The 17816-nt window shown below is 71.9% G+C and carries 15 protein-coding genes; 6 read left to right on the plus strand and 9 right to left on the minus strand.

What is annotated here, in order from left to right:
• Positions 1-43: 43 nt before the first annotated feature.
• The 4 genes from AB0F52_RS26570 (at position 44) to AB0F52_RS26585 (ending at position 3589) form a co-directional block, all read left to right on the plus strand.
• Complete coding sequence (locus tag AB0F52_RS26570; protein ID WP_360176399.1) at positions 44-433, plus strand: hypothetical protein; 390 nt, start codon at positions 44-46, stop codon at positions 431-433.
• A 302-nt stretch (positions 434-735) separates the two neighbouring features.
• The gene (locus AB0F52_RS26575) at positions 736-1317 is read left to right on the plus strand and encodes a TetR/AcrR family transcriptional regulator (protein WP_360176403.1); all 582 of its coding nucleotides are present in this window, start codon (positions 736-738) and stop codon (positions 1315-1317) included.
• Between the two features lie 20 nt (positions 1318-1337).
• Positions 1338-2510 carry a Glu/Leu/Phe/Val dehydrogenase dimerization domain-containing protein gene (locus AB0F52_RS26580; RefSeq protein ID WP_360176406.1) on the plus strand — a complete coding sequence of 391 codons (1173 nt, stop codon included), beginning with the start codon at positions 1338-1340 and terminating at the stop codon, positions 2508-2510.
• A gap of 50 nt (positions 2511-2560) precedes the next feature.
• Positions 2561-3589, plus strand: coding sequence for an LLM class flavin-dependent oxidoreductase (locus AB0F52_RS26585; RefSeq protein ID WP_360176409.1), 1029 nt, complete (start codon positions 2561-2563; stop codon positions 3587-3589).
• Here AB0F52_RS26585 and kstD read toward each other — a convergent pair.
• Together kstD and AB0F52_RS26595 are read right to left on the minus strand one after the other, a co-directional pair.
• The gene (kstD, locus tag AB0F52_RS26590) at positions 3586-5310 is read right to left on the minus strand and encodes a 3-oxosteroid 1-dehydrogenase (RefSeq protein WP_360176412.1); all 1725 of its coding nucleotides are present in this window, start codon (positions 5308-5310) and stop codon (positions 3586-3588) included. The genes AB0F52_RS26585 and kstD overlap by 4 nt on opposite strands.
• A gap of 142 nt (positions 5311-5452) precedes the next feature.
• Positions 5453-6643 carry a cytochrome P450 gene (locus AB0F52_RS26595; protein WP_360176415.1) on the minus strand — a complete coding sequence of 397 codons (1191 nt, stop codon included), beginning with the start codon at positions 6641-6643 and terminating at the stop codon, positions 5453-5455.
• A gap of 203 nt (positions 6644-6846) precedes the next feature.
• Between AB0F52_RS26595 and AB0F52_RS26600 the strand changes: the two genes are divergently transcribed.
• Positions 6847-7548 carry an SDR family NAD(P)-dependent oxidoreductase gene (locus AB0F52_RS26600; protein WP_360176730.1) on the plus strand — a complete coding sequence of 234 codons (702 nt, stop codon included), beginning with the start codon at positions 6847-6849 and terminating at the stop codon, positions 7546-7548.
• On the opposite strand, the gene AB0F52_RS26605 is transcribed toward AB0F52_RS26600, so the two are convergent.
• A complete protein-coding gene (locus AB0F52_RS26605) occupies positions 7545-8825 on the minus strand; it encodes a 6-phospho-beta-glucosidase (RefSeq protein WP_360176418.1) in 1281 nt (426 codons plus the stop codon). The two genes, AB0F52_RS26600 and AB0F52_RS26605, sit on opposite strands and share 4 nt — an antisense overlap.
• Before the next feature lie 219 nt (positions 8826-9044).
• Between AB0F52_RS26605 and AB0F52_RS26610 the strand changes: the two genes are divergently transcribed.
• Entirely contained in the window at positions 9045-10070 is a 1026-nt protein-coding gene (locus AB0F52_RS26610) for a carbohydrate kinase family protein (protein ID WP_360176421.1), read from the plus strand.
• A 34-nt stretch (positions 10071-10104) separates the two neighbouring features.
• Here the strand turns inward: AB0F52_RS26610 and AB0F52_RS26615 are convergent, their stop codons facing one another.
• The 6 genes from AB0F52_RS26615 to AB0F52_RS26640 all read right to left on the minus strand — a co-directional run bounded on the left by AB0F52_RS26615 (position 10105) and on the right by AB0F52_RS26640 (position 17736).
• Positions 10105-12165 (minus strand): PQQ-dependent sugar dehydrogenase, encoded by a 2061-nt coding sequence (locus AB0F52_RS26615; protein WP_360176424.1) that lies wholly within the window; start codon positions 12163-12165, stop codon positions 10105-10107.
• A 181-nt stretch (positions 12166-12346) separates the two neighbouring features.
• Positions 12347-13150 (minus strand): hypothetical protein, encoded by an 804-nt coding sequence (locus AB0F52_RS26620; protein WP_360176427.1) that lies wholly within the window; start codon positions 13148-13150, stop codon positions 12347-12349.
• A 205-nt stretch (positions 13151-13355) separates the two neighbouring features.
• Positions 13356-14111, minus strand: coding sequence for an SDR family oxidoreductase (locus AB0F52_RS26625; protein ID WP_360176430.1), 756 nt, complete (start codon positions 14109-14111; stop codon positions 13356-13358).
• Between the two features lie 63 nt (positions 14112-14174).
• Complete coding sequence (locus AB0F52_RS26630) at positions 14175-15002, minus strand: hypothetical protein (RefSeq protein ID WP_360176433.1); 828 nt, start codon at positions 15000-15002, stop codon at positions 14175-14177.
• An 8-nt stretch (positions 15003-15010) separates the two neighbouring features.
• The gene (gene aspS, locus AB0F52_RS26635) at positions 15011-16225 is read right to left on the minus strand and encodes an aspartate--tRNA(Asn) ligase (RefSeq protein WP_360176436.1); all 1215 of its coding nucleotides are present in this window, start codon (positions 16223-16225) and stop codon (positions 15011-15013) included.
• A 311-nt stretch (positions 16226-16536) separates the two neighbouring features.
• A complete protein-coding gene (locus AB0F52_RS26640) occupies positions 16537-17736 on the minus strand; it encodes a cytochrome P450 (protein WP_360176439.1) in 1200 nt (399 codons plus the stop codon).
• Positions 17737-17816 lie beyond the last annotated feature (80 nt).

Below are 17816 nucleotides of genomic sequence, written 5' to 3' on the forward strand. Positions count from 1 at the left end.
GGGACGGGGACCGGTCCCGGGCGAGACCCGCCACGCTGGGTACATGATGGAACCGGCTCCGCGGCGGCCACCGGTCCTGATCGCCGCTCTGGTGGTGCTGCCGATGGCGGCTTTCCTGTTCGGGATGACCGAGGGGGCCGTCGACGGGACAACAACAGGATGGACGTCGTTGGCCTTGCTGAGTTCGCTGCTGGCGATTCGCTTCAACGGGGCTCGGGTGACGTCGCTGGTCATTCTCGCCCTGCAGACCTTTTTGTGGCTCCCGGGCGCTCTCAAGCACATGAACGAGGCGGCAGCCACCCAGGCAGCGTCCTACGCATTGATCGGCACGGCCTTGTTCTTGGCGGGCGCCGTCCTGGCTTGCTTGCCCGAGTCGACCCAGTACTACCGACAGGCCGCGCAGTGGCGATTCCGCGGAAAGAGTCTCCGCTGATCCACTCTGCGCCCGCTCCACCCGGAACAGCCCAAGCCGGCGATCGCCGGCGGGCAAGAAGCACAACGCCGCAGATCCGCCTGGCCTGACGCCCCACAACGTCCTCGACGGCGCCAACCCTGCCCCTGACGCCAGCCGCCGGGCCGAACCCCGCGCCGCCGCCGATCACCCAGCCGGGGTCCAAGCCCGCCACAGAACCCCACTAAGCAACCCCCTCACCTGCGGTCCTGACTGTCCGCACAGGCCGAGGAACCCACATTCGGCGCCTCCCGCCGGCCCATTCGCCTCGGTACGGTGGCCGCATGATGCGGAAGGCCGTTGCCGTGCGGCGGGAGGAGATTGTGCGGGCCGCTCTTGCCCAAATTCGCTCCCGGGGCATCGCCGGTGTGCGGGCCGCCGATGTCGCTCACTCGCTCGATGTCAGCACCGCGCTGATCTTCTACCACTTCGGGACCCTTGAAACGCTCGTCATCGAAGCCTTCCGGCAAGCCGCCGAGCACGAACTGACCAAGCTGAACGACGAACTCGGCAAAAGCGGCCCCGCCGACAAGCGGCTTCGCGCCGTTCTCGCCCTGTACGGGCCCTCGCACCACGACAACTGGCAGCTGTGGATCGAAGCCGGCGCCGCGGCCATGCGGGATGCCGCCCTGCGGGCCGTGCTGCAGCGGCTGGATCTGCGGTGGCGGGATGCCGTTGTCGCGCTGATCGCGGAGGGGGTCGGGGCCGGGACCTTCCGGTGCGCCGATCCGCACGGCGCCGCGTGGCGGCTGACCGCTCTTCTCGACGGGCTCGCCGTCCAGGTCGTCGCCCGGCAGGGCACCGTCACCACCGGGGACTGCGACCGGTGGGTCGAGCAGGCGATGGCTTACGAGCTCGGATGTTGACCGGGGGATCAGGAGGGGCGATGACCGAAACAGCCTTGCTCGAAGTGGCGTGGACCGACCCCGTCACCGGGTGCCGCGGGTACCTGGTGATCGACCGGCTCGTGCGCGGCGTGGCCAGCGGCGGCCTGCGGATGCGCCGCGGCTGCTCGCTGTTCGAGGTCCGCGGCCTGGCCAGGGGCATGACGCTCAAGGAAGGCCTCAACTACGACCCCGACGGCCGGTACGTCCCCCTCGGCGGCGCCAAGGGCGGCATCGACTTCGACCCCTACGACGAGCGCGCCCGCGACGTCGTCGCCCGGTACCTGCACGCCATGCGGCCGCTCATCGAGCAGTACTGGACCATGGGCGAGGACCTGGGGCTGCGGCGGGACGTCATCGACGGCGTCCTCGCCGAAATCGGCCTGCTGAGCCCCGTTCAGGCGATCTACCCGCTGCTCGAAGACCGCGACGCGGCGACCGCCCGGCTGGCGGAGGCCTTCCGGATCGAGGTCGGCGGGCTGGGGCTCGACGAACTCGTCGGCGGCCTCGGCGTCGCCCAAGCCACGCTCACCGGGCTCGAGATGCTCGGCCTCCACAACCGGCCGAACCGCGTCGTGGTGCAGGGCTTCGGCGCGATGGGCGGGGCCACCGCCCGCTTCCTCGCCGACGCCGGGCTGCGCGTGGTCGGCGTCTCGGACGTCCGCGGGGTCGTCGCCAACCCGGCCGGGCTCGACGTCGAAAACCTGCTCCGGCACCGCGACCGCTTCGGCGGCATCGACCGCGACAACCTCAAGCCCGGCGACGAGCTCCTGCCGCCGGAAGCCTGGCTGGACGTGCCGGCCGAGGTGCTGGTACCCGCGGCGATCTCCTACTGCGTCGACGCCGACAACCAGGCCAAGATCGGCGCGGAGCTCATCGTCGAGGCCGCGAACCTGCCGGTCACCCCGGACGCCGAAGAGCTCCTCGACGCCCGAGGCATCCGCGTGGTGCCGGACTTCGTCGCCAACTCGGCGACCAACTCGTGGTGGTGGTGGACGCTGTTCGGCGACGTCGGCGCGGACGCCGAGGAAGCCTTCGGCAAGGTCCGCGCCCGGATGCGCGCCCTGGTGACCAGCATGTTCGAGGTCGCCACCCTGGACGGCCTGAGCCTGCGCGCCGCCGCGCTGCAGCTGTCGGAGAAGAACCTCGCGGCCATCCAGGCCCGCTTCGGCTGAGTGCTGAGGTCCGGGGGAACGAATCCGCCCCCAAAGTAGTTGAGCGTTGTATGAAACTCGGCATCTACAGCTTCGGCGACCGCGCGCCGGACCCGCGCACCGGCGAACAGCCCACCGTCGCGCGGACGCTGGCCAACACCCTCGAGCGGATCAAGCTCGCCGACGAGCTGGGTCTCGGCTTCTACGGCCTCGGCGAGCACCACCTCGACCAGTACGCGATCTCCAACCCGGGCACCGTGCTGGCCGCCGCCGCGAGCGTCACGAACCAGATCACGCTGAGCTCCGCCGTGACCGTGCTGAGCACCGAGGACCCGGTCCGCCTCTACCAGCAGTTCACCACGCTGGACCAGCTCAGCCACGGCCGCGCCGAGCTGCTCGCCGGGCGTGGGTCGTTCACCGAGTCGTTCCCGCTGTTCGGCAACGACCTCGGCGACTACGACGAGCTCTTCGAGGAGAAGCTCGCCCTGCTCCTGCGCATCGACCGCGAAGACCCGCTCACCTGGTCCGGCCGGTTCCGCCCGCCGCTGGAGAACGCCCGGATCCTGCCCCGGCCGTACGGCAGGCGCCTGCGCATCTCGGTCGGCACCGGCGGCAACCCGGAGTCGTCGATCCGCGCCGGGCTGCTCGGCCTGCCGGTGGTGTACGCCGTGATCGGCGGACAGCCCGAGCGCTTCGCCCCGCTGGTCGACCTCTACCGCCGCGCCGGCGAGGCGGGCGAACAGGCTCCGGAGGACCTGCACGTCACCATGAGCGCGATCGGCTTCATCGCCGAGAACTCCCAGGACGCCAAAGAGACCTTCTACCCGTACTGGCTCGAGACGATGAAGTACGGCGCCCGCGCTCGCGGCTGGGCGGTCCCGACCCGCGCCGAGTACGACGAATACACCCGTGACGCGCAGGCGCTGTTCGTCGGCAGCCCCCAGGAGATCGCCGAGCGCCTGATCGCGGTCGGCAAGCTCACCGGCGCGGACCGGTACGCGATGCAGATGGACTGGTCCGGCGTCCCGCACGCCGACGTCATGCGGGCCATCGAGCTCCTCGGCACCGAGGTGCTTCCGCTGGTGGAAAAGGAGTTCTAGACGTCGTTCGCGGCGATGTAGCCGAACGTCATCGCGGGGCCGATCGTCGACCCCGCACCGGCGTAGCTGTGGCCCATCACCGCCGCGCTCGCGTTGCCCGCCGCGTACAGGCCGGGGATCACCGAGCCGTCCGGGCGGAGCACCCGCGCCCGGGCGTCCGTGCGCATGCCGCCCTTCGTGCCGAGGTCGCCGGGGACGAGCCGCAGCGCGTAGTACGGCGCCGCCCACAGCGGCGCCAGGCAGGAGTTCGGTGACACCGACGGATCCGTGTAGTAGTGGTCGTACGCGCTCGCGCCGCGCCGGAACTCGGGGTCGGTGCCGGACCGGGCGAAGCCGTTGAAGCGGTCCACAGTGGACTTCAACGCGGCCGCCGGTACGCCGATCTTCGCGCCGAGCTCCTGGACGGTCGACGCCTTGAAGACCGCGCCGGCGGCGTACCAGGCATCCGGGAACGGCAGCAGCGGCGCGATGTCGCGGAAGAGGTACCGGTTGCGGTAGTTCTGGTCGACGATGAGCCACGCCGGGATGTCCGGCGCCGTCGGGTTCTTGTCGTACATCGTGTGCACGACGTCGCTGTAGGGCGCGGCTTCGTTGACGAACCGCTGCCCGGCCTGGTTGACGATCAGGCCGCCGGGCAGGGTCCGTTCGGCCAGGCAGAAGTACGGGTCGCCGGGGGTCGGGATGGCCGGGCCCCACCAGGCGTCCTCCATCAGGTCGAGGGCGGCTCCGGCGCGCTGCCCGGCGCGGTGGCCGTCGCCGGTGTTCTCCTTCGCGCCGACCGTCCAGTCGGTGCCGATCGGCTGCCGCTGGTACTGCGCGCGCATCGCCGCGTTGTGCTCGAACCCGCCCGAGCCGACGATCACACCGCGCCGCGCCCGCACGAGCCCCTGCGGCGTCACGACGCCGGTGACCGCGCCGTTTTCGACGTTCAGGTCGACGAGCGGGGTGTTGAGCAGCACCGGGACGTTCGCCCGGAGCAGGCCGACGCGCAGGCCGGCGGCGAGCGACTGCCCCATGGTGAGCGGCTTCTGCCCGGCCAGCGCGGCCGCTGTGCCGCGGGCGAGGCATTCGGCGGCGACCGCGGCGCCCTTGGCGTTCACCAGGGCCAGGTTCAGCCACTTGTAGTCCGCGCTGAAGACGACGAGCCCCGCCGGCGTGGCGAGGTAGGGCGGGTTCAGGTTCGCCAGCTCGGCCCCCAGCAGGCGCCCGTCGAACTGGTCCGGCTCGATCGACCGGCCGTTCGGCAGGCCGCCCGGGAGCTCCGGGTAGTAGTCGCTGTAGCCCTCCATGAACCGGAACCGCAGCGGGCTGTTCGCCAGGACGAAGTCGATCATCGCCGGGCCGTTGCGCAGGAACGCCTCCTGTCGCGCGGCCGGCACGTCCGGCCCGACGACGGCGGCGAGGTACTGCGCGGCCTTCGCGGGCGTGTCCGGCACCCCCGCGGCGAGCAGGACCCGGTTGTTCGGGATCCAGATGCCCGCGCCGGACCGGGCCGCGGAGCCGCCGAACGTCGGCGCCTTCTCGAGCACGACGACGCTCAGCCCCCGTTTGGCGGCGGTCAGCGCCGCGGTCATGCCCGCCGCACCGGATCCGACCACGACGACGTCGTACTCGGCCGCAGGCGCGGCAGCGGCGGGGTTCGCCAGCCCGGCGGTGACGGCGAGGCCCACCCCGGCGGCGCTGCCGCGGAGGAGCTGACGGCGGGTCAGGTCGGCATCCATGGCGCACTCCTCGCTCGCGGAACAGCGAGGGCCATGATCTCCACACTGGCCCGAAACTGGAACAGGTTCTACACGACTGGAGCAGTCCCGGCGGGCCCGGCTCGGCCGGTGGCGCCAACCGGGCGCGGCATTCGGCGCAGGCTCAAGCCGTCCAGGTCATCGGTACCTCCTCGGGCCCGCGCACCGACAGCGGCGGCCGCCAGGTGATCGTCTCCGGAGGTACCGCCAGCTCCAAGCCGGGCAGCCGGTCCAGCAGCGCCCGCAAGGCGATCTCGCCCTCCAGCCGGGCCAGCGCCGCGCCGAGGCAGAAGTGGATCCCGTGCCCGAAGCCCAGCTGTGGTGCATCCTTGCGGCGAATGTCGAACTCCGTCGCCATCGGGAACACGTTCTCGTCGCGGTTCGCGGCCCCGACGTGGGCCAGCACCGCCTCTCCGCGCCGCACCGGCACCCCGCCCAGCGACACGTCCTCCAGCGCCACCCGCAGCAGCGACGAGTCGACCGGGCCGTCGTAGCGCATGATCTCCTCGACCGCCCCCGGGGTCAGCGCGGGATCGGCGCGCAACGCCGCCAGCTGCTCCGGGTGCCGGCACAGCAGGACGACCCCGCAGCCGATCAGGCTGACCGTCGTCTCGTGCCCGGCGAGCAGCAGCTGGGTGGCCAGGTCGATCAGCTCCGGCTCGGTGAGCCGGTCGCCGTCCTCGTCGCGGGCGTGCACGAGGGCGCTCAGGAAGTCGTCCGCGGGGCGTGCGCGTTTCTCCGCCACCAGCGCGGCCATGTCCTCGGCGCCGTCGCGCCGCGCCCGCTCGACGTCGGCGGGGGCGTGCTGCATCGGCGTCACGATCACCCGCGACCACTGCCGGAACCGCTCGCGGCCGGCGAACGGGACACCCAGCAGCTCGCACATGACGGCGGTCGGCAGCGGGAAGGCGAACGCCTCGACCAGGTCCGCCGGCGGGCCGTGCGCGATCATCGCCGCCAGGAGCCCGTCGGCGATCTCCTGGATCCGGGGCCGCAGCGCGGCGATCCGGCGGACGGTGAACGCCTGCGCCGACAACCGCCGCAGCCGCGTGTGGTCGGGCGGGTCCATGTTCAGGATGCTGTGCTCGCCGGTCGAGAAGTCGCCCGGCTCGATCAGGCACGGCGCACCCGGGTACAGCAGGTCGCGGCTGAACCGCGGATCGGAGAAGACCGTGCGGACGTCGTCGTAGCGCGTCACCAGCCAGCCTTCGTGGCCGCTGGGGAACGCGATCCGGGACATCGGCGGGTGCCCGGCGTAGATCGCCCCCATCGGGACGGCGGGATGGTCCTTCTCGGCGGGGTAGGCAGCGGTCATGCGGCCGATGATGAGCGCCGTTTCCGGCGCCCCGGAAGGTGGAGCAACCCGGAAAACCCGTCCGGACGCCGCACATCGCCCGGACGGCCTCACCCAGGCGATGTCCTGTTCGGACTCCGGGCAGCAAGTTGACGGCATGCTCAACTTGTGACTAAGTTGAGGACAGTCTCAATTTCTTCGAGAAGGAGGTTCCCTTGCCGAAAGTGCTCGCCGTCCTGGGCGTCGGTCCCGGGCTCGGCCTGTCGGTCGCCCACCGCTTCGGCCGCGAAGGCTTCACGACGGCGCTGGTGTCCCGCACCGACACGCGGCACGCGGGCTACCGCGCGTCGCTGGCCGGCATCACCGCCCCCACCTACACGGCCGACGTCACCGACGAAGCCCAGCTCCGCGACGTGCTCGTGCGCATCACCGCCGACGCCGGCGAGATCGACACGGTGTACTTCGGGCCGGCGGACGCGACGTCCGGTGGGGGCATCACGCCGCTCACCGAAGCCGGCGGCGGCACCCTCCGCGCGGCGTTCGACGCCGTCGTGGTCCCGGCGGCGAACCTCGTCGAAGCCGTGTTGCCCGGCCTGCTGGCGCGCGGTTCGGGTTCACTGCTCTTCGCCGGCGGCCTGAGTGGCAAGTACCCGATGCCGATGCTCGGCAGTCTCGCCCCGGCGTCGGCGGCGCTGCGGATGTACGTGCTCACGCTGCACGCGGCCCTGCGGGAGAAGGGCGTCCACGCCGGGCTCCTGACCATCGGCGGCCTCATCGAACGCGGTGACATCCACCGCATGTTCACCGCTCAGGACCACGGCTTCACCGTGGGCACGCTCGATCCGGACGACATCGCCGAGAAGGCGTGGGAGCTCTACACCGAGCGGGCCGCCGAAGCGGAGTTCACCACGATGGCCGTGGCCTAAGCGAGGTAGGCGAGTTCCGGGTGCGCGGCGACGTAGGCGTCGAGCAGCCGCCGGGCGACCGGCACCGAGCCGACCAGCGGGTGCAGCGCGAACGCCCGCAGCGCCGCCGCCCGCGAACCCGTCGTCGCCGCCTCGATCGCCGCCCGCTCGACCGCCTTGACCGTCGTCACCAGGCCCAGCGCGTGGTCCGCCAGCGGCGCGGCGGCGAGCGGGCGGGCGCCGTCCGCGCCGACCGTGCACGGGACCTCGACGACCGCGTCACCCGGCACGCCCGGGAGCGCGGAACCGTTGCGGACGTTGAGGATCAGCGTGGTGCGCTCGCCGTGCGCGAGGGCGCGCATCAAAGCCAGCGCGACCTTCTCGTAGCCACCGCCCTCGAGGTCGTCACGCTCCCCCTCGCGTGTCTCGGCCATGTACGTCGCTTCGCGTTCCAGGCGCGTGCGTTCCCACGACGCCAGTGAAGGTTCCGCGTAGAAACCGCGTTGCTGCTCGAGGAGGAACGCGCCGCGCGACGCCGAGCCGGCGGCCTCCCGGGCGAAGTAGTAGTAGTGCAGGTATTCGTTGGGGACCGCGCCCAGCGTGCGCAGCCAGTCCGCACCGAAGAGCCTGCCCTCCTCGAACGACTCGCACGCGGCGGTGTCGGCGAGCAGCCGCGGCAGCACGTTCCGGCCGTCGACGCGGACCGAGCGGAGCCAGCCGAGGTGGTTGAGCCCCGCGTAGTCGAACTTCGCCGACGCCGCGTCGATGCCGAGGGCCCGGGCGACGCGGCGGCACAACCCGGCCGGGGAGTCGCAGATGCCGATCACCCGGCCGCCGAGGTGCGCGGCCATCGCTTCGGTGACCATCCCGGCGGGGTTGGTGAAGTTGATGACCCACGCGCGCGGCGCCAGCTCGCCGATCAGCCGCGCGAGGGCGACCGCGACCGGGACCGTCCGCAGCCCGTAGGCGATCCCGCCCGCGCCGGCCGTTTCCTGCCCCAGCACGCCTTCCGCGTGCGCGACCTGCTCGTCCAGCCGCCGGCCGCGCAGGCCGCCGACCCGGATGGCCGAGAACACGAAGTCCACATCGGACACCGCGGCGGCGAGGTCGGTGGTCGTGCGCACCCGCGACGCGTTCGCCGCGCCGGCGGCCTGCTCGGCCAGGACCCGTTCGATCGCCGCGAGGCGACCGGCGTCGACGTCGTGCAGGACGAGCTCGGTGACCTCGCCGCCGGCCAGCAGTGCGCCGTGCACGAGCGGCACGCGGAACCCGCCACCGCCGAGGATCGCCAGCCTCATCGCGGAGCGCTTTGCTCGATCGGGTGACCCACCATGTTTTCCGGGGGTCCGGGTGGCGGAGCCCCCGGCCCGGAGCGAAGCTCCGAGTCACAGCCATGCCGCATCCGGCGACCATAGCAGCCGGGAGCACGCAATCCGCGGCTCAACCGGCGCAGCTCTTGCGGATCTCGCGCCGCTGACGCAGGCTCGGGCCACCGTTGCCTGATCGTGGAGGCGCCCGTGCCGGCCGAGCCCGCCCCCGAAGTCGATGTCTTCCTGTCCGGCCTGCTGTTCTTCGACCTCGTCTTCACCGGGCTCGAACACCCGCCGGCCCCGGGCACCGAGGTGTGGACGGGCGGCATGGGCTCGGGACCGGGCGGGATCGCGAACTTCGCCGTCGCGCTGAGCCGCCTCGGCCTGCGCACCTCGCTGGCGGCGGCGTTCGGCACCGACGTCTACGGGCGCTACTGCTGGGACGTGCTGACCCGGCAGGAGCGCATCGACCTGTCGCGGTCGCGGCGGTTCCCGGAGTGGCACTCGCCGGTGACGGTCTCGCTGGCCTACGCGGGTGACCGCGCGATGGTCACCCACGGCCACCCGCCGCCCGTCCCGGTCGCGGAACTGGCCGGTTCGCCGCCGCCGAGCCGGGCGACGGTGGCGCACATCGGCCTCGACACGGCCGAGTGGGTCCACACCGCGCACCAGTCGGGCAGCCTCGTGTTCGCCGACGTCGGCTGGGACCCGTCCGAAGCCTGGTCGCCGGCGTTGCTGGAGCAGCTGGCGTGCTGCCACGCCTTCCTGCCGAACGAGATCGAGGCGATGCGCTACACCCGCACGGACACCCCCGAAGCGGCGCTGGCCAGGCTGGCGGACCTGGTCCCGATCGCGGTGATCACCCGCGGCGGCGAGGGCGTGCTGGCGGTGGACGGGACGACCGGCGAGACGGCGGCGGTCCCGGCGCTCCCGGTCGACGTGCTGGACGCCACGGGCGCGGGTGACGTGTTCGGCGCCGGTTTCGTGGCCGCGACGCTGACGGGCTGGCCCCTGGTGGAGCGCCTCCGGTTCGCCTGCCTGACGGCGAGCCTGTCGGTGCAGCACTTCGGCGGCGCGCTGGCGGCGCCGGGCTGGCACGAGATCGCCCAGTGGCACGCGCGGACCCGCAGCCCGGAGTACGCGTTCCTGGACGAAGTGCTGCCGTCGGAGACGGTGGCGGGGATCCGCCGCGGCCCGGTGACCCTCGGCTTCGGCGACGACGGCTGGCGCTGACCGGGGGCCGGGCCGGCCCCCGGTCGGCGCGGCCTCACCCCACCGACACCCGCAGGATCTTGTTGTGGCTGTTGTGCGGGGTGCTGTCCTTGTCACCGTCCACACTGGTCGCCAGCCACATCTGCCCGTCCGGAGCGGGCTCGACCGTGCGGAGCCGGCCGTACGTGCCGTTGAAGAACGTCTGGAAGTTCGTCAGCGAGCTGCCGCTGATCACCGCGCGGTAGAGCCGCGCCCCGCGCTGGCAGGCCACGTACAGCGCGTCACGGATGATCGTGATCCCGCTGCACGAGCCCTGCGCCACCGGGTACGTCTTCTTCGGCGCGATGGAGCCGCCGCACGAACCCGACGTCCCCTCGCAGGCGGGCCAGCCGTAGTTGCCGCCCTTCACGATCAGGTTCGTCTCGTCCATGATGCTGTTGCCGAACTCCTGCTCCCACAGCCTGCCCTGCGAGTCGAAGGCCAGGCCCTGGACGTTCCGGTGCCCGTAGCTCCACACCGCGTTGTGGAACGGGTTGTCGGCCGGGATCGAGCCGTCCGGGCTGATCCGCAGCACCTTTCCGTTGGGACTGCTGGTGTTCGACGCGTTGTCGCCGTTCTGCGCGTCACCCGTGCCCGCGAACAGGTACCGGCCGTCGGGGCTGAACCGCAGCCGGCCGCCGTTGTGGAACTTGTTGCGCGCGATGCCCGTCAGCAGGATCTGCTCGGTGCTCGTGGTCAGCGAGTCGCCGGCCGGGTCGTAGTTGATCCGGACGATCCGGTTGTCGTTCGGCGAGGTGTGCATGATGTAGAGCCAGTGGTCGGAAGCGAACGACGCCGGGTTGATCTCCAGGCCGGTCAGCCCGCCTTCGCCGTCGGTGCTCTGCACGTTGGGCACGGTCCCGATCGTCTTCTTCGCGCCGGTCTTCGGGTTCAGGTGGACGATCGCGTGCGCGTCACGCTGGTTGTAGAGGATCGTGCCGTCCGGCAGGGTCACCAGCCCCCACACGACGTCGTCGTCCGTGCCGACCTGCGTGGCGCCGCAGACCCCCTGCGACGGCGTGCAGGCCGAGCCGCCGGTGGTGGTGACGTCCAGGACCGGCGTGCTCGGGTCGCTGAGGTTGCCGTTCCCGTCGACCGCGCGCACCTGCAAGTGGTAGGCCGTGTTCGGGGTCAGCCCGCCGAGCGTGGTGCTCGTCGTGTCGGACGTGCCGATCTGCGTGCCGCCGTCGTAGATCCGGTAGCCGGCGACCCCCACCTCGTCGGTCGACGCCGTCCACGCCAGGCCGATCGAAGTGCTGTTGACCGCGGTGGTGTGCAGGTTCGACGGCGCCGACGGCGGCGTGTGGTCGTCGGACGGCGGCGTCTTCACGATCAGGGTCCCGCTGGCTTGCGAGACGTTCCCGGCCGCGTCCCGCGCGTTGACGTAGAAGCCGTAGCTGCCGTTCGGGGCGAGGTTGCCGCAGGTCGCCGTCAGCGCGCCGGTCGTGCTCGCGCAGAGCTGGCCGTCGCGGTAGACGTCGTAGCCCGTGACGCCGACGTCGTCGGTGGCCGCGGTCCACGAGATGGTCGCGCTGACGGGCGTGACCCCGGTGAGCGTCGGCGTGCCGGGCGGTGACGGCGGCCGGACGTCGCCCGCCGAGCCGTAGACACCGAATTCCTGCAGCGAGTAGCCCTTCGACGCGTCGGTGCGGCACCGTTTCGTGCCGTACACCCGGACGTACCGGCCGATGCCGTCGAGGGCGGTCAGGTCTTCGACGCCGCCCTTGCCCGCGGTCGTCGCGTAGATCTTGGTCCACGTGACGTGGTCGGCCGACGTGTCGATTTCGTAGGCCGTGGCACAGGAAGCGTCCCACTGCAACCGCACGCGGCTGACGTGCACCGCCGCGCCGAGGTCGACGTAAATCCACTGTGGATCGACGCCGGCCGCGCTGGCCCAGCGGGTCGCCGAGTCGCCGTCGACCGCGCCGGCCGCCGGGCAGCAGCCACCCGACGACGACGACGTCACGGGCTTTCCCTGTGACAGCAACGGGTCCGCGGCCTGCGCCGGCCCCGCCGTGATCATCGTGCCGGCGACGAGCGCGAAGGCGATCGCCCCCGCCCGAATCCGTCTGTTCATCCCGTCCTCCATGGCTGATGACGACGGCGGAGGTCAGGAAAAACCCTACGAGCGCGGCGACCCGGTGGTCAACCGGCGTCCCGGTCAACGGGCAGCCGCCGGCTGAGCCGGTGCTCCCGGCGGGCCTCGCCCTAGCGTGTCCGACAAAGCCGTGGTCCAGGTGATCACGGTTGAACCCTTGTCAGCGGCGACGCCTGCGAAGTGGCGCCGCCATCAGGTAGACGGCAAAGCTCAAGGTACTACCGGTGAGCGCGATCCCGAGAACGACAGCGCCCAGCACGATCTGGCCGTCACTGAAGGTAGGGACCAGCGCATTGCCGATTTTCACCTCAGGCGGAACGCTGGCCACGTAGAGCATGCCCCCGGCAAACACGGCCAGCAGCACGAGGGCGATGGCCAGCCATACGAATCGGAATCGCCGCACCCGCTGTTCCTCGGGCGGCAGCCGGACCACGGTAGGGCAGTATTGCCGCACCCGCCTTTCCAGCACGGCACAGTCGGCAGTGTTACTGCGGAAGGTCAGCTGTTTACGGTCGGTAAACACGATGGTGCAGCGGAAATCCTGGCCCCACAGTCGCGATAGCCCGTTCGGGGTGCCGACCATGCGGTGTACGTCCAGTGCGTATACCTCGTCCCAGGGGCGACCCCGGGTCCACCACGCCGACCCCCACACCAAGCCGCGCCGGCGAACTTCGAAATAGGCTTTCGGGCCCAGCCGCAGTGCCCTGGCCAGCAAAATGACGGCAAACGACAGGACGACGATCGGGATGGCGATCCAGAGGCCACCCATACCTCGGATTTCCGTGCAGTACCCCGCAGCGCAGTGGCGATCCTTTCCCAGAACTGCTGGATCGGCGTAGTCCAGGATCACCTCCACAGTGGCTATGGCGACACCCAGCATCGCCATCACTGCGGCAAAAGTGATCATCGACTTGACCGAAACCGCGTGCCGGCCGCGCACCGGGCCGAACTGCTCCGCATCCACGGGGGCGAGTAAACAGGGCCACACCGGGGAGGGGTCCCAACCGTACCCCCGCTCAGTGCGGTGTGTAGCCGATCGATGTCGACGCGCCCGCGTGCCAGCGCGGCGTAGCCGCTGCCGTGGCCGCGACGGTGCTCACCACAGCCACACCGCGCTCGACGGGAAATCACCCGGCACCCGCGTCCCCCGACCTCACCGGACAGAACACCTAGTCGACCAAGGCGCCGCAGCTGACGTTCACCGTCGCCGCCGTCATCGAGGCCGCCCGGTCCGAGGCCACGAACGCCGCCACCGCACCCACGTCGGCCAAGGTCGCCGCGCGGCCGAGCATCGTCTTGCCCGCGATGTTCTCCGCCAGCTCCGACCTCCCCGGGAAGTCCGCCGGCAGCGTCTCCGGGATGCCGCCCGTCCGGAGCGTCACCGTGCGGATCCCGTGCGGGCCCAGCTCGGCCGCGAGCTGGCGGCGCATCGCCTCGAGCGCGTGGAACGCCACCTGCAGCCCGCCGACCGCGAACTCGCGCACCGGATCGGCCGCTCCCCCGAAGAACAAGATCACCCCGGACCGCCGCGCGATCATGTGCCGGGCCGCCGCGCGGGCGGTCAGGAACTGGGTGCGCACGGCCGTCACCACCGGGCATTCGTAGTCCGCGAGCGCCATGTCCACCAGCGGCGTGCCCTGGACGTCGCCGTGGCCGATCAGGTTGACCGAGACGTCGATCCCGCCCTCGGCGGCGACCGCGGCGGCGTGCCCGTCCACCGCTCGCTCGTCGAGGGCGTCGACCTCCGCGGTCTCGGCCTTGCCGCCGGCCGCGCGGATGGCGCCGGCCACCTCGTCGAGGCGGGCGCGGGTCCGGCCGGCGAGGAACACCCGCGCGCCTTCCCCGGCGAACGCGGTGGCGACGGCCGTGCCGATCCGCCCCCCGGCGCCGTAGATGATCGCGTTCTTGCCGGCGAGCAACGTCATGGAGTCCTCCGAAGTCCGGGTGCGTTCACCGGTGCGTCGAACGGCCACGCCCGGAATCGACGCTCAAGGGCGCGCGACACCCATCGGGTTCGGCACCGGGACGACGCCGCTGTCGAGCACCGCCCGGGCCAGGGGCACCGCCAGCTCCAGCAGCCGCTCGACGTCGGTGCCCAGGGCCGTCAGCGGGGCCGCCGCCAGGCGATCCGTGTCCTCCTCGATTCCGCGGCGCAGCTCGCGGCCGGCGTCGGTCAGGTGGCCGTGCGCGTCGAGGATTCCGCGGGTGCGCAACCGGTCCACCGCCGCGTCCCACTGATGGTCCGGCCAGCCGCGGTGGGGCTGGACGTCCGCGCGGCCGATCACTCCGTCACCGATGTGGGTGAGCGTCGTCTCCAAGCCGCTCAGCCCGGTGTGGACCGCCGCCAGGACGTGGCCGTCGCCGCGGTGCTCGCGCAGGATCGTCGTCGCCAGCCACAGGCGCGACAGCGGGTCCGCCGGCTTCGGCACCGCCGCCCACGCCGCCGCGAGCGGCCGACCGCCGAACTCGCACGCGTCCACCGCCCGCCACAGGAGGGCGCTCAGCTCCGAGACGTCGCCCATGACCGGCCGCAACGCCGATCCCACCGCCTCGAGCCGGGAGCCGAGGACGGCCGCGGGCGAGGCGAACGACCACGCGTCGGGCAACGCCCGGGCGACCATCTCCGGCGCGAAGCCGAACAGCACCGCCGCCGCCGGCTCGGGACCGATCGGGCCCAGGGGCGCCAGCCGTCCCGCGAAATAGCCCATCCAGTAGCCGCGCAGGCCGGCCGCCTTCGCCGCTTCGGCCGTCTCGGGCGCGAAGTAGACGACGGCGTGCAACGGTTCCACGGCGGCCCACAGGCGACGAGCTGTCATGGCCCTCCTCACGGGGTCAGCCGGTGCAGGTCACGCGGGAACAGCGTGACCTCCCGGACGTTCGCGGCGCCGAGCAGCCGCGCCGTCCAGCGTTCCAGGCCGATCGCGAAGCCGCCGTGGGGTGGCATGCCGTGCGCGAACGCCTGCAGGTAGTCGGCGTACTCCGGCGCGGCGTCGCCCAGCACCTCGAGGTAGTCGGCGTGCCGGTGCAGGCGCTGGCCGCCGGTCACCAGCTCCACCCCGCGGAAGAGCAGGTCGAAGCTGTTCGAGTAGCCGGGCCGCGCCGGGTCGGGGTGCGTGTAGAACGGCCGTTTCGCCATCGGATAACCGGTCACGAAGAGGAAGTCCGACCCGTGCTCGCGCCGCGCCCACTCCGACAGCGCCCGCTCGTGGGCCGGGGCGAGGTCGGGCTCACGCGGGTCCGCCTCCAGCAGGTCCAGCGCCGCGGCGAAGGGGATCTCCGGGATCTCCCCGGGCACGGTGACCAGCGCCGGGTCCGCCATCCCGGCCAGCACTTCGCGGAGCACGGCCATGACGTCGTGGTGGTCCCGGATGAACCCCAGCTCGACGTCGAGGCTGGTGTACTGCGCGAGGTGCCGGGCGGTGTCGTGCGGCTCGGCGCGGAAGACCGGGCCGACCTCGTAGACGCGTTCGAACACGCCGACGAGTGCCTGTTTGAAGAACTGCGGCGACTGCGCGAGGTAGGCGGGACGGCCGAAGTAGTCGATGCCGAAGACGCATCCGCCGGACTCGGTCGCCGACGCCACGATCTTGGGCGTGTGCACCTCGGTGAAGCCCAGGTGGTCCAAAGTGGACCGGAAGCCGCGCACGGCGGCCGCGGCCACCGCGAAGCGTTCCTTCAACGCGGGGTGCCGCAGGGCCACCGGTGCGTGGTCGAGGATCACCGGCAGCGACGCGGTGACGGCGGGCCGGTAGAGGTCGAACGGCGGCGGCACCGCTTCGGCCAGCGTTTCCACGACCGGCTCGGTCAGCTCGACACCGCCGGGTGCGCGCGGGTTGGCCGACACGGTGGCGTGCACCTCGACGACGGTTTCCTCCGGCGGCGCGGCACCGCGCAGCACGACTTGCGCGAGCCCGGAGCGGTCCCGGACCACGACGAACGTGACGGACTTCAGGCGTCGCCGGCGGTGCACCCAGCCGGCGACGCGGACGCGGGCGCCGACGTACCGGGGCAGGTCGGCGGCCAGAACACGAGAACTCATCACCCTCCCAACAAGATCCCTCGGGAGTGCGGGCGACTAGGGGAATCGCGGTGCCACCGCACTTTCACCGCCGTCGAGGCGGCCTCTTCGCGGCCCGGTGACGGGGGCCGGCCGGCGGGGCATGGGGCGCGGACGCCGTTCCTCCCCGCACTCCGGAGGGTCTTCGCCACCGGGCACGGGACCGCCTTCCCAGCTACCGGCGGCTCTCTGGACCCGTGCGATCCGGGGACTACTCGTCTCCATCAGCGCGTTGCCGGCCACGGTAACCGCCGAGCCGGGAAGACGCTCCCCATTTTCCCGGGTCAGCACAGTCACCCCCAGGCGACCGGCAGCTCCCGGACCCCGTACACCAGCGTGTTGTGCTTGTACCCCAGCTCCTCCCGCGGCACGGCCAGCCGGAGATCGGGGACCCGGCGGAACAGCCGCGTCAACGCCTCCTGCAGCTCCACGCGTGCCAGCTGCTGCCCGATGCACTGGTGCGCCCCGAAGCCGAACGCCACGTGCGTGCGCGGGTGCTCGCGGTGGAAGTCGAGCTCGTCCGCTTCCGGGAACACCGACTCGTCGCGGTTCGCCGAGTTCAACGCCGCCACGAGCCACTCTCCCGCGCGCACCGAACGCGAGCCGACCTGAACGTCCGCAGTCGCGTACCGCAGCACACCCCACTGCACCACCGACAGGTACCGCAGCAGTTCCTCCACCGCCCGCTCCGGCGCGGACAGCACGGCGTCGCGCCCCTCCGGGTGCTCCACCAGCACGAGCGTGCTCAGCGCGATCATGTTCGCCGTCGTCTCGTGGCCGGCCACGAGCAGGCTCAACCCGAGCACGACCAGCTCCTCCATCGTGAGCGGGTCGGAAGCACCACCGGAAATCAGCCTGCTGAACAGATCATCCTGCGGATTCCGCTGCTTCGAAGCGAACAACTCCCCCAGATAGCCCGACAGTGAGTCGTACGCCTGCTCGCCTTCCTCGCGCGTCGCGTCCGTGCTGACCAGCGTCGTGCTCTGCCGCTGGAAGTGCGACCGCTCGGCGTACGGGACGCCGAGCAGCTCGCAGATCACCAGCGACGGGATCGGCAACGCGAAGTCCCGCACCAGATCGGCCGGCGGGCCCTGCGCGAGCATCGCGTCGAGGTGGCTCTCCACCAGCTGCCGGACGTAGCCGCGCAACGCCTCCACGCGCCGCACGGTGAACTCCGCGATCACTTTCTTCCGCAGCCGCGAATGCGCGGCGCCGTCGAGCTGGATGATCGAGCCCGGGTGGACCTCTTCGTCGAGGTCGGCGTTCGGGTTCACGTGCACCGATGACGCGCCGCGCGAGCTCATCGTGCGGTCGGCGAGCACCGCGCGGACGTCGGCGTAGCGCGTCACCAGCCAGGCGTCCATGCCCGCCGGGCACCGCACCTTCGACGTGGGCGCGGTTTCCCGGCGGGTGGCGTAGCTGCCGGGTGGGTCGAACGGGCAGCCGGCCGGCCGGGTCGTCGGGAGGGCCGGGGTTGCGGGTGCGGCCGTCACGGCGGATCACCTCTCTCTTCCGGTGGTCTTTCCCTTCCACCATGGAGAGGACCGCGGCCGCCGTGGGGCGGGCGCCCCAC

This window comes from Amycolatopsis sp. NPDC024027 (assembly GCF_040638975.1).
In the GTDB taxonomy this organism is placed as follows: domain Bacteria; phylum Actinomycetota; class Actinomycetes; order Mycobacteriales; family Pseudonocardiaceae; genus Amycolatopsis.